The sequence below is a fragment of the Streptomyces sp. L-9-10 genome, assembly GCF_004151105.1.
Taxonomy (GTDB): Bacteria; Actinomycetota; Actinomycetes; order Streptomycetales; family Streptomycetaceae; genus Streptomyces.
In genome coordinates this window covers 58479-70309 of sequence record NZ_PHRF01000152.1, presented here as the reverse complement: position 1 = coordinate 70309, position 11831 = coordinate 58479, and the positions used below count along the sequence as shown (strand labels likewise).

8 protein-coding genes are annotated in these 11831 nt (G+C 72.1%); 6 read left to right on the top strand and 2 right to left on the bottom strand.

The annotated features are described in order from the left end of the window. Positions 1–15: 15 nt before the first annotated feature. On the bottom strand, positions 16–1350 hold the full coding sequence (gabT, locus tag CU044_RS31550; protein ID WP_129772160.1) for a 4-aminobutyrate--2-oxoglutarate transaminase: 1335 nt from the start codon (positions 1348–1350) through the stop codon (positions 16–18). Positions 1351–1647: 297 nt separating this feature from the next. Between gabT and CU044_RS31545 the strand changes: the two genes are divergently transcribed. The 5 genes from CU044_RS31545 (at position 1648) to CU044_RS31525 (ending at position 9786) form a co-directional block, all read left to right on the top strand. Then, complete coding sequence (locus CU044_RS31545) at positions 1648–3831, top strand: ATP-binding protein (RefSeq protein ID WP_129772159.1); 2184 nt, start codon at positions 1648–1650, stop codon at positions 3829–3831. A gap of 177 nt (positions 3832–4008) precedes the next feature. Next, positions 4009–5643, top strand: a complete 1635-nt coding sequence (locus CU044_RS31540) for a PucR family transcriptional regulator (RefSeq protein ID WP_129772158.1) — start codon at positions 4009–4011, stop codon at positions 5641–5643. Positions 5644–5839: 196 nt separating this feature from the next. After that, positions 5840–7285 carry an aldehyde dehydrogenase family protein gene (locus CU044_RS31535; RefSeq protein ID WP_129772157.1) on the top strand — a complete coding sequence of 482 codons (1446 nt, stop codon included), beginning with the start codon at positions 5840–5842 and terminating at the stop codon, positions 7283–7285. Positions 7286–7450: 165 nt separating this feature from the next. Continuing rightward, positions 7451–9424, top strand: coding sequence for an acyl-CoA dehydrogenase family protein (locus CU044_RS31530; RefSeq protein ID WP_129772156.1), 1974 nt, complete (start codon positions 7451–7453; stop codon positions 9422–9424). A 179-nt stretch (positions 9425–9603) separates the two neighbouring features. Then, positions 9604–9786: a hypothetical protein gene (locus tag CU044_RS31525; protein WP_129772155.1), complete on the top strand. Its 183-nt coding sequence runs from the start codon at positions 9604–9606 to the stop codon at positions 9784–9786. 84 nt (positions 9787–9870) lie between these two features. Here CU044_RS31525 and CU044_RS31520 read toward each other — a convergent pair whose 3' ends face one another. Further along, the gene (locus tag CU044_RS31520) at positions 9871–11025 is read right to left on the bottom strand and encodes a glycoside hydrolase family 64 protein (RefSeq protein WP_240045975.1); all 1155 of its coding nucleotides are present in this window, start codon (positions 11023–11025) and stop codon (positions 9871–9873) included. A 239-nt stretch (positions 11026–11264) separates the two neighbouring features. Here CU044_RS31520 and CU044_RS31515 point away from each other — a divergent pair, with 239 nt between their 5' ends. Continuing rightward, complete coding sequence (locus CU044_RS31515) at positions 11265–11756, top strand: amino acid transporter (RefSeq protein WP_193564123.1); 492 nt, start codon at positions 11265–11267, stop codon at positions 11754–11756. The last annotated feature ends 75 nt before the right edge of the window (positions 11757–11831 follow it).

Below are 11831 nucleotides of genomic sequence, written 5' to 3'. Positions count from 1 at the left end.
GCCGGTTCCGGCGGCTCAGACGGTGGCGAGCGCCTGCTCGATGATGTCCAGGCCCTCGTTCAGCAGGTCCTCGCCGATCACCAGCGGCGGCAGGAAGCGCAGCACATTGCCGTAGGTGCCACAGGTCAGGACCAATAGCCCGGCCGCGTGGCACGCCTTGGCGAGCGCGGCGGTCGCCTCCGGGGCCGGCTCCTTGGTCTCGCGGTTCTTCACGAGTTCGATCGCGATCATGGCGCCACGGCCGCGCACGTCACCGATCAGGTCGTACTTCTCGCGCAGAGCGGCGAGCCGGCCCTTCATGACCGTCTCGATACGGCGGGCCTTCGCGGCGAGGTCCAGTTCCCGCATGGTCTCGATGGCGCCGAGCGCGGCGGCGCAGGCCACCGGGTTGCCGCCGTACGTACCGCCGAGGCCGCCCGAGTGCGCGGCGTCCATGATCTCGGCGCGGCCGGTGACGGCGGCGAGCGGCAGACCGCCCGCGATGCCCTTCGCGGTGGTGATCAGGTCGGGGACGACGCCCTCGTCCTCACACGCGAACCACTGGCCGGTACGGCAGAAGCCGGACTGGATCTCGTCCGCCACGAACACGATGCCGTTGTCCTTGGCGAACTTCGCGAGCGCGGGCAGGAAGCCCTTGGCCGGCTCGATGAAGCCGCCCTCGCCGAGCACCGGCTCGATGATGATCGCGGCGACGTTGTCGGCGCCGATCTGCTTGCTGATCTGGTCGATGGCCTGGGCGGACGCCTCGGGGCCGCAGTTCTCTGGACCGGTCGGCCAGCGGTAGCCGTAGGCGACCGGCACCCGGTAGACCTCCGGCGCGAACGGCCCGAAGCCGTTCTTGTACGGCATGTTCTTCGCGGTCAGCGCCATGGTGAGGTTCGTACGGCCGTGATAGCCGTGGTCGAAGACGACCACCGCCTGCCGCTTGGTGTACGAACGGGCGATCTTCACGGCGTTCTCGACGGCCTCGGCGCCCGAGTTGAACAGCGCGGACTTCTTCGCGTGGTCACCCGGCGTCACCTCGGCGAGCCGCTCACAGACCTCGACGTACCCCTCGTACGGCGTGACCATGAAACAGGTGTGGGTGAAGTCCGCGAGCTGGGCGGAGGCACGGCGTACGACGGCCTCGGCGCTGGCACCGACCGAGGTCACGGCGATCCCGGAACCGAAGTCGATCAGCCGGTTGCCGTCCACGTCCTCGAGGATCCCGCCGTCGGCGCGGGCGGCGAACACGGGCAGCACGGACCCGACGCCGCCGGCGACCGCGGCGGTACGGCGGGCCTGCAACTCCTGCGACTTCGGACCGGGGACGGCGGTGACGAGGCGGCGCTCCTGCGGAATGGCGGTCATGAGGGGCTCCTGGAGGTGTTTCCGGGGTCTTTCTTCGGCTTTCTTCGCAGGCTAGGGGTGGCGGAGGGGTGCGGGCATGCGCCGTTCGGTAGTAACCGGCGCGTGTCGTTGTCCGTGACGGACAGGTGGCGCCCGCGGCGGGGCCGGGAGGCACGGCGGGGCGGCCCGACACCCGGTGGGCGCGGAACGGTGAACTACCCGTGCACGGGCACTAGATTGACGCTTGTACACGAGATCGACGCTTGCACACGGGCGGACTGCACAGCGCGGGCCCGACTGGTCAGGGGGCAGGGGTTCATGGACACCGACGGCACGCACGACTCACCGGGCACGCGCGCCACCCCTGTGCCGCGGCCGGCGGGGCCGCCGCCCACGCCACCGCCGATGCCGACGTCCTCGCCATCACCGACGGGTCCGCCGTCCGGTGCCTTCCAGCCGTCCGGCGCCTTCGCCCCGGGCGCCTTCGAAGCGGCTCCGCCCGCGCCGGAGCGCGCCCCGGACAGCGGCCCGACGCTGGGCGAGTGGCTGCGGGTACCCCGGGTCGCGGACGCGCCCGGGACATGGGCGTACGGACACCGGCCACGCCCCCCGGAGGAGCCGGAGCGCACGCCGGTGCGGCAGTTGGTCAGCGGAGCGCTGATCTCGCTCCTCGCGGGCCTGCTGATCTGGTCGCTGCTGTGGAACGGCTATCTGGGCGGTTTCTGGCTCTGGCCGCTCTTCCTCCTCACTCCGGACCGCTGGTGGATCGGTACGCAGGAGGGCGCCATCGCCCAGGGCATCTACAACGCGCTGGTCATCGGCGGGCTCCTGGTCCTCTTCGGACGGCTCGGCCGCTGGCCCGAGCTCGCCCGCCGCGTCTTCGGCAAGGTCCCCGGGGTCGCGCCCAAGGAGGCCCCGCCGCACCCCGAGCCCGAGGACGACCTCGCCGAGTGGCCCCAGCTCCGGGCCGCCGGCCAGGGCGAGACCGCCGCACGGCTCGCCGCCGAGGTGCGGGACGGGCGGATGAACGACGTCGACTACGCGCGGATCCGGCGTGCCTGGCACTCCGTACGGGCCGATCCCTCCCGGCTCACGGCATTCGCCGAGGCCGTGCGCGGCCAGGGCGCCGCGGCCTGTGTCCACCCCTCCGGTGCGCGCGATCTGCCCGTCCGCGCGGCCCGGCACGATCTGCTCGTACGGCAGGTCCGGCTCGGAACGGTCCACGACGGGGAGCGCAATCCGTATCCCCGGCGCGGTACGGGGCTCGCGCTGGACCCGGTCCTGCTGGGGACTTCGCTGCTGGCCGTGGGGCCGCCGGGCGCGGGCAAGACCCATGCCCTCGTCCGGCCGGTCGTCGAGTCGCTCTCCCTCCAGGCGCTCGCGGGACAGGCCGTCGTCATCGCCGTCTGCGCCGCCGGGACCCAGCTCGGCCCCGACAGCGCCTACGACGTCGTGATCCGGCTCGGCGACCCGCGGTCGGTGTACGACCTCGACCTGTACGGCGGGACGGACGACCCGGACGAGGCCGCCGCCGTACTCGCCGAAGGTCTCGTCGGCGATCTCGCGGACACCGACGGCAGGCGGGCCACCACCGCGCTCGCGCAGCTGCTCGGACCGTTCCGCGCCGCACACGGCCGGCTCCCCGCCGTACCCGAACTGCGCGAGCTGCTCGACGGCACGCCGGCCGCACTGGCCGCCCTGCGCGAGGCGCTCGACGCCGGGGGCCACCACGCCATGCGGCGCGAACTCGACACCAGGGAACGCCAGTCCGCGGCCCAGGGAGACGCGGGGAGCGCCCTCGCCGACCGGATCGCGCTGCTCGACCGCCCGGCGTTCGCGGGCTTCTTCGACACCAGCGGCAGAACCCGGCCGTTCTCGCTGCGCACCCTGGAACATCCGCTCCGGGTCCGTGTCGACCTGCCCGAACGGGGGCACGCCGAGGCCTCGCGGATGCTGGCCAGGCTCGTCCTCGCCCAGTTCACGGCGAACGCCGCCGTACGCGCCGACCGCTCGCTCTTCGCCTGCCTCGTCCTGGACGACGCGACCCGCACCCTCACCGGCCAGACCCTGCGCGGGGTGCAGCGGCTGCGGTCGGTCAACGCGGGCGCGCTGCTCACCCTGCGCACGCTCGACGATGTGCCGGAGGCGCTGCACACCGCGCTGCTCGGGGCCGTCGGCTGCCGGATGGCCTTCTCCGGGATCACCACCTGGGACGGCAAGCGCTTCGCGGAGGCCTGGGGTACGGAGTGGGTGGAGACCCGGGACGTCACCCAGCGCACGGTCTTCGCCGACCAGCCGCTGACCCGGGCCATTCACGCGTTCCGGAAGCTGGTCACCGGCAAGGCCGTGACGACGGACGCGGTGACCGTACGGAAGGTCGAGCGCGAGCGCTGGTCGGCCTCCGAGCTGGCCCACTCGGTGCCCGCGGGGCACGCGGTGCTGTCGCTGCGGACGGTGGGGGGCGACCACGCGACGCCCGTGCTGGTGGATCTGCGGAACTGACCCCGCGGACCGGCCACGCGGGCCCGGCGCCGCCCGGCCACCGCCACCCCGGCCGCCGGCTCGTACAAGCTGGCAGAATTGAGGGGCGCCGTTCATACGGGACGGCGTAATCGTCCGAGGTGGCGTCTTCCGGCCGCCGCCCTGCCCCTCCCTCGCCGAAGGCCCTACGGTTCCACCATGCCGCCCACCCTCGCCTCGCTCGTCCAGCATCCGGCGCTCAACCTCACCGTGCGTGCGGGGAAGGACCGGCTCCAGACGCCCGTGCGCTGGGTCCACGCGAGCGAGCTGGCCGACCCCGTGCCGTACATGGAGGGCGGGGAACTCCTCCTCATCACGGCGACGACCCTGGACGCGGGTGATCCGGAGGCCATGCGGCGCTACGTCCGCAGGCTGGTCGGCGCCGGGGTCGTCGGGCTCGGCTTCGCCGTCGGCGTCAACTACGAGGACGTCCCGGAAGCACTCGTCGAAGCCGCGCGGGAAGCCGGGCTGCCGCTCCTGGGCGTCCCGCGGCGCACCCCCTTCCTCGCCATCAGCAAGGCCGTCTCGGCGGCGCTCGCGGCCGACCAGTACCGCGCGGTCACCGCGGGGTTCGAGGCGCAGCGGGAGCTGACCAGCGCCGCTCTCGTCGAAGGGCCCGCGGCGCTGCTGGCCCGGCTCGCCGCGCATGTGGACGGCTGGGCGGCGCTGTACGACGCGTCGGGCGCGGTCGTCGCCGCCGCGCCCGAGTGGGCCGCGCGACGGGCCGCCCGGCTGACCGGCGAGGTGGAACGGCTGCGGGAGCGGCCCGCGCCCGCGAGCGCGGTGGTCGGGGCGGCGGGAGACGCGCCGCACGAGGCGTCGGGCGGCGCCGAGGACCGGGTCGAGCTCCAGTCCCTGGGCACGGGCCGGCGGATGCGCGGCGCGCTCGCCGTCGGTACGGGAGCGGCGCTGGGCACCGCGGAGCGGTACGCGGTCCACTCGGCGATCGCGCTGCTGACGCTGACCACGGAGCGGTCGCGCGCCCTTCAGGCCGCCGAACAGCGGCTCGGCTCGGCCGTGCTGCGGATGCTGCTCTCCGGCCAGCCCGACCACGCGCGGGCCGTGGCCGGTGATCTGTACGGGGGCCTGCTCGACGCCCCGTTCCGGCTGCTGGTCGCCGAATCGGCCGAATCGATGAAGCCCGCCAAGCAGTCGAAGCCCGTGCCGGACCCGGAGGCAGGCCATCCGCTCCAGCTGCTCACGGAGGCGCTGGAGGCCGCGGCGGCACGGGCGGGTGAGGCGCTGCTCGCGGTCCCCGACGGCGGGGAACGGCTCATCGTCCTCGCCGTGGACGGCGGGGCGGTGGTCACGGCCAGCGAGGGATACGCCCGGCGCGAGGCCGAGGACGCCGGGGTCGTCATCGGGCTCTCCGCGCCCACGGGCCCGATCGCGGCGGCGGGCGCGTACAAACAGGCCGAGCAGGCCCTCTCGGTGGCCCGCAGACGCGGCCGGGCGCTGGTCGAGCACGAGGAGCTGGCGGCGGGGTCGATCCTCCCGCTGCTCGCGGACGACGCGGTACGCGCCTTCGCGGACGGCATGCTCCGCGCCCTGTACGAGCACGACGCGAAGGGCCGCGGGGATCTGGTGGCCTCGCTGCGGGCCTGGCTCTCCCGCCACGGCCAGTGGGACGCGGCGGCGGCCGACCTCGGGGTCCACCGTCATACGCTGCGCTACCGCATGCGCCGGGTGGAGGAGATCCTCGGCCGCTCGCTGGACGACCCGGACGTACGGATGGAGCTGTGGCTGGCCCTGAAGACGACGGCGTCGCCCGTGCCCGCGCCCTCGGCCGAGTAGCCGGCACACCCGGACGGGCCGGACAGGGCCTGACCCGCCGCGCGCCTCCACCGGCGACCGCGCGTGGCGGGCGCTTACGACAATGCGTAGCACGTCCCCCACCACACCACTCCACCCCGGACAAACGACCACCCGGGTCCGCACCCCTACCGTGGAACCAGACACCGCCATCTCTTCGGAAGGGCCCGGACTCGCAATGACTTCCACCCACGCTTTCTGGCTCGCCGGCCGCCAGGCCACCGGCGAGGACACCTTCGACGTCACCTCCCCCTGGGACGGCCGGCTCGTCGGCACCGTGGCCGTGCCGACCGAGAACCAGGTCGAGGAGGCCGTGGCCGCCGCGCACGCGGTCCTGGACGAGTTCGCCGCGACGCCCGCGCACGTACGGGCCGCCGCGCTCGACCATGTCTCCCGCAGGCTCGTCGAGCGCACCGAGGAGATCGCCCGGCTGATCTCCGCCGAGAACGGCAAGCCCCTCAAGTGGGCCCGGGGCGAAGTCGGCCGCGCCGTCTCCGTCTTCCGCTTCGCCGCCGAAGAGGCCCGCCGCTTCAACGGCGGGGAAGCCCAGCGCCTCGACACCGACCCGGGCGGGGCCGGCCGTCTCGCCCTGACCCGCCGCTTCCCCCGTGGCGTCGTCCTCGGTATCGCGCCGTTCAACTTCCCGCTCAACCTCTGCGCCCACAAGATCGCCCCGGCCATCGCCGTCGGCGCCCCGATCATCCTCAAGCCCGCCCCGGCGACCCCGCTCTCCGGACTCCTCCTCGGCGAGCTGCTGGCCGAGACGGACCTGCCGGCCGGCGCCTGGTCCGTACTGCCCGTGCCGAACGACCGGATGCCCGCCCTCGTCCAGGACGAGCGGCTGCCGGTGATCTCCTTCACGGGCTCGGACAAGGTCGGCTTCGCGATCATGGACTCCGTCCCGCGCAAGCACTGCACGCTCGAACTCGGCGGCAACGGCGCGGCCGTCGTCCTCGCCGACTACGCGAGCGAGAAGGACCTGGACTGGGCCGCGACCCGGATCGCCACCTTCTCGAACTACCAGGGCGGCCAGTCCTGTATCTCCGTCCAGCGCGTGATCGCGGACGCCTCGGTGTACGAACGTCTCGTGCCCAAGGTCATCGCCGCCGTCGAGGCCCAGGTCACCGGCGACCCCGGCGACGACGCCACCGATGTGGGGCCGCTCGTCAGCGAGGACGCGGCCAAGCGCGTCGAGTCGTGGGTCGACGAGGCGGTACGGGCCGGCGCCCAGCTGCTCACGGGCGGCAAGCGGGACGGGGCGACGTACGCGCCGACCGTCCTGTCCGAGGTCCCCGCGGACGTCACGATCTCCTGCGAGGAGGTCTTCGGGCCCGTCCTCACCCTGCGCCGCGTCGAGAGCGAGACCGAGGCGTTCGAGAGGGTCAACGACTCGAAGTACGGCCTCCAGGCAGGGGTGTTCACCCATGACGTGCAGGCCGCCTTCCGCGCCCACCGCGCGCTGGAGGTCGGCGGCGTGATCATCGGCGACGTCCCCTCGTACCGCGCCGACCAGATGCCGTACGGCGGCGCCAAGCAGTCCGGCGTGGGCCGCGAGGGCGTGCGGTTCGCGATGGACGACTACACCTACGAGCGCGTCATGGTGCTCACGGGCCTCGCCCTCTAGAAGGAGCTCCCGGGGCGCTCGTGGAGGGCCCCCGGCACCCTCGCCGCGTTCCCGCGGCCCGCGCCACGACTGGTGCGGGTCGCGGGAATCGGGTAGATACGGACGAGTAGTACCAGGCCGGTCGATCCGTCTCTGGACCCGACTCCGCGGCGAGGTGAGTTCCTCATGTCCGCCCCATCCGCACCCTCAGCAGCATCCGCACCGCAGGAACCCCAGGGCAGGCCCAGGGTCTCCGAGCGGGAAGCACGCCAGGTCGCCGAGGCGGCCCGGGAGCAGGGCTGGCGCAAGCCGAGCTTCGCCAAGGAGATGTTCCTCGGCCGCTTCCGCCTCGATCTCATCCATCCGCACCCGATGCCGGCGTCCGAGGACGTCAAGCGCGGCGAGCAGTTCCTCACGAAACTCCGCGAATTCAGCGAGACGAGGATCGACGGCGCGCGGATCGAGCGCGAGGCCCGGATCCCCGACGAGGTGATCAACGGCCTCAAGGAGCTGGGCGCGCTCGGTATGAAGATCGAGACCAAGTACGGCGGGCTCGGTCTCACCCAGGTGTACTACAACAAGGCCCTGGCCCTGGTCGGCTCCGCCAGTCCGGCGATCGGCGCGCTGCTCTCCGCCCATCAGTCGATCGGCGTACCGCAGCCGCTGAAGCTGTTCGGCACCCAGGAGCAGAAGGACGCCTTCCTGCCGCGCCTGGCCCGCACCGACATCTCGGCCTTCCTCCTCACCGAGCCGGACGTGGGCTCCGACCCCGCGCGGCTCGCCACGACCGCCGTCCCCGACGGCGACTCGTACGTCCTCGACGGCGTCAAGCTGTGGACGACCAACGGAGTCGTCGCCGATCTGCTCGTCGTGATGGCGCGCGTACCGAAGACGGAGAACGGGAAGGGCGGCATCACGGCGTTCGTCGTCGAGGCCGGCTCCCCGGGCATCACGGTCGAGAACCGCAACGCGTTCATGGGCCTGCGCGGTCTGGAGAACGGGGTGACCCGCTTCCACCAGGTCAGGGTCCCCGCCGCGAACCGCATCGGACCCGAGGGCGCCGGCCTGAAGATCGCCCTCACCACCCTCAACACCGGCCGGCTCTCGCTGCCCGCGATGTGTGTGGGCGCGGGCAAGTGGTGTCTGAAGATCGCCCGCGAATGGTCGGCCGCCCGTGAGCAGTGGGGCAGGCCGGTCGGCCGCCACGAAGCCGTGGGCGCGAAGATCTCGTTCATCGCGGCCACCACCTTCGCGCTGGAGGCGGTCGTGGACCTGGCCTCCCAGATGGCGGACGAGGACCGCAACGACATCAGGATCGAAGCGGCCCTGGCCAAGCTGTACGGCTCCGAGATGAGCTGTCTGATGGCCGACGAACTGGTCCAGATCCGGGGCGGCCGGGGCTTCGAGACCGCGGACTCCCTGGCCGCGCGTGGCGAACGTGCCGTACCCGCCGAGCAGATGCTCCGAGATCTGCGGATCAACCGGATCTTCGAGGGCTCCACCGAGATCATGCATCTGCTGATCGCGCGCGAGGCGGTCGACGCCCATCTCGCGGTCGCGGGCGACATCATCGACCCGGACGCGTCGCTCTCGGACAAGGCGCGGGCCGGTGCGCAGGCGGGCCGGTTCTACGCCCGCTGGCTGCCGAAGCTGGTCGCGGGACCGGGGCAGCTGCCCGGCTCGTACGCGGAGTTCCACCCGGCGGGGTACCCGGACCTGTCGACGCATCTGCGCTATGTCGAGCGCAACGCGCGCAAGCTCGCCCGCTCCACGTTCTACGCCATGTCGCGCTGGCAGGGCCGGATGGAGACCAAGCAGGGCTTCCTCGGCCGGGTCGTGGACATCGGCGCCGAGCTGTTCGCCATGAGCGCGGCCTGTGTACGGGCGGAGCTGATGCGGACGAGCGGCGACCACGGCCGCGAGGCGTACCAGCTGGCCGACGCCTTCTGCCGGCAGGCCCGTATCCGGGTCGAGGAGCTCTTCACCCGGCTCTGGTCCAACACGGACGACCTGGACCGCAAGGTCGTGAACGGCGTCCTGGCCGGTACGTACACCTGGCTGGAGGCCGGTGTCATCGACCCGAGCGGCGAGGGCCCCTGGATCGCGGACGCGACCCCCGGACCGTCCCAGCGGGAGAACGTGCACCGTCCCGTCCACTGATCCGCCGAGGCCCATGAGGGACCGGCCGGGTCGCGTCCGCGTACGGAGGCGCCCGGCCGGTCCGCACGTTTGCCCGAATAGCGAGTAAAATATAAGTGAATACGTAGGAATATAGAGATACCTGCGGAATCTCCCGCCCGTGCCGGGCGGGGCTCATCGACCTCTGTGAGGGGGTTGCCATGGCCAGGGACGCCGACTTCTACGCACATGGCCGGCCGGAGAACCCGCGGCTCCCGGAGGACAGGCCGCGCGGAGGCGGGCCGAAGGGGCCGCCCCCGGTCCACAGCACGGCCTGGAAGGTCATGGCCGTCGCCATCGCGATCATCGTGATCATTCTGGCGGGGATCCTGCTGTTCCCGTGAGGGCCTCGCCGCGCTGAAAGCGCCCCGTCCCGTGACCGGAGTCGGAAGTCCGGCCACGGGACGGTCGCGTTCGCCCGGCGGGTGTCAGTTGAACGGATCGAGCGTGATGTACGCCTGCTGCGGGTCACCGTCGTGCACCAGCGACTCGTGGGCGCCGACATCGTCGAAGGCGAAGGCGTACGCCTTGCCGTCGGCCATCTGCGCGTGGATCTTCCTGGCGTAGTGGTTGGTGACCGTGTCCTGGTAGAAGTTCGCCGCACTCGTGTCCGGCTGGTTGGGGTTGACCAGGAGCGTGGAGCGGTTGAACCCGGCACAGAGCGTGCGCGAGATCGGGCCGCGTACGAGGTCGTTCGGCGCGTCCAGCAGCTTGTAGCAGCCGAAGATCGAGTCGGCGTCGGGCTTCTGGAACGAGGTGACGACCGCGCCCGCGCTGTTGGTGAAGTTCATGGTGTTGCCCGAGACCCGGCCGAAGTACTTGGTGTTCGGCTGGTCCGCGAACGGGGTCACCGTCAGTGTGGACGTCGTGTACCTGCTCCACACCCGGTTGATGTAGTCGTCCATGACGGACGCGGGCAGGTTGCCGGCCCCGATGCCGTGACCGGGCGAGAGGGCGCGCAGGATTGTGCCGTCGGACCGGGTCTGGATCAGATTGGCCCAGCCGCCGGGCTGGCCCCGGAGGGAGTCGAAGAAGCCTTTGTAGCCGCCGGCCTTGAGATGGCCGGTGGTCTTGGTGGTGCCGTTGGGGGCCTTGACGCCGACGGCGTAGGGCGCCGAGAACATATCGACCTGTGTGCTGTTGATCCACAGCCCGGCGTCGTTGAGGGTGTACTCGGTCCAGTTGAACAGGATGTTCCGGTTCGGGTCGGACGGGTTCTGTACCGCGGGCTGCACCAGCCCGCCGGTCGTCAGCCTGAAGTCGAGCTTCTGGCCGTACGAGAAGTAGACCCTGCCGGAGAACTTCGGCATCCGGATCGTCGTGGACTGCCCGTTGGCGGGCCCGGCGATCGACGCGTCGGGCGCCGGGGTGGGGGGATTGCCCCCGGCGGGCCAGGCGTGGAACGTACCGTTCGCGTCGGCCCAGCCCTGCTGGCCCGTCGTGAGCAGCGTGCCGAGGTTGTAGATGTAGACCGGGTCCGTGCGCCCGGAGTTGTTCGTGATGGTGAGCGGAATGGTCGTGGGAACGGCGGCCTCCGCGGGGGCCGCGGGGCCGGCGGCCGTGAACCCCGTCGCGAAGATCACCGCTGCGGCGAGTGCCGCGAGCAACTTTCTGGTACCAAGCACGCTCTACCTCCTGGCGTGTGGGGGATGAGAGCGCTCTCATCCCCCACGAGTAGGGGTTGAGAGCGCTCTCAGAATCGGGCCGCGGGTGAGGTGTGTCAATGCGCCCGGCCCAACTCGTCACCGGCGGCCGGTGCCTTCCGCGACCGCGAAAACGGTTGGTGGCGCCCGGAACTGACGGCGTATCGTGCCGCCGCGTGATGACCGTCGACGACGTACTGTCCGTGCTGACCATGCTGCGGAAGGCCGACGCGGACGTCTGGATCGCCGGGGGCTGGGGCATCGACGCCCTGCTCGGCGCCCAGACCCGCCCCCACCGTGATCTGGACCTCCTGCACCGCGCCGACCAGGAGCCCCGCGTCATCGAGGCGCTGTCCGGCGCGGGCTTCGCAGAGACCCTGGACTGGCGCCCGGTGCGTTTCGTCCTCGCCCGCCCGACGGGTGAGGAGATCGACTTCCACCCCCTCGCCTTCGCCCCGGACGGCTCGGCGCTCCAGTCGTCACTGGACCCGGAGAAGCCCTACGTGTACCCGGCGGAGTGCTTCACCACGGGCACCATCGGGGGGACGACGGTCCGGTGCATCTCGGCCGGGCAGCAGGTCCTGTTCCACCAGGGGTACGAGCCGGCCGACCGGGACCGCCACGACATGGCCATGCTCCGCGAGAAGTTCGGCATCACGACGCACTTCTGAGTGCCGGTTCCGAGCGCCGGGCCGGGGCCCCGGAGTGTCGTGGCATGCCCCACAATCGGGAGTCGCGCCGTCAAC

Bases quoted from the DNA above. Each gene is read 5' to 3' on its own strand.
- gabT (WP_129772160.1), bottom strand. From the start codon at position 1,350: ATGACCGCCATTCCGCAGGAGCGCCGCCTCGTCACCGCCGTCCCCGGT.
- CU044_RS31545 (WP_129772159.1), top strand. From the start codon at position 1,648: ATGGACACCGACGGCACGCACGACTCACCGGGCACGCGCGCCACCCCT.
- CU044_RS31540 (WP_129772158.1), top strand. From the start codon at position 4,009: ATGCCGCCCACCCTCGCCTCGCTCGTCCAGCATCCGGCGCTCAACCTC.
- CU044_RS31535 (WP_129772157.1), top strand. From the start codon at position 5,840: ATGACTTCCACCCACGCTTTCTGGCTCGCCGGCCGCCAGGCCACCGGC.
- CU044_RS31530 (WP_129772156.1), top strand. From the start codon at position 7,451: ATGTCCGCCCCATCCGCACCCTCAGCAGCATCCGCACCGCAGGAACCC.
- CU044_RS31525 (WP_129772155.1), top strand. From the start codon at position 9,604: ATGGCCAGGGACGCCGACTTCTACGCACATGGCCGGCCGGAGAACCCG.
- CU044_RS31515 (WP_193564123.1), top strand. From the start codon at position 11,265: ATGACCGTCGACGACGTACTGTCCGTGCTGACCATGCTGCGGAAGGCC.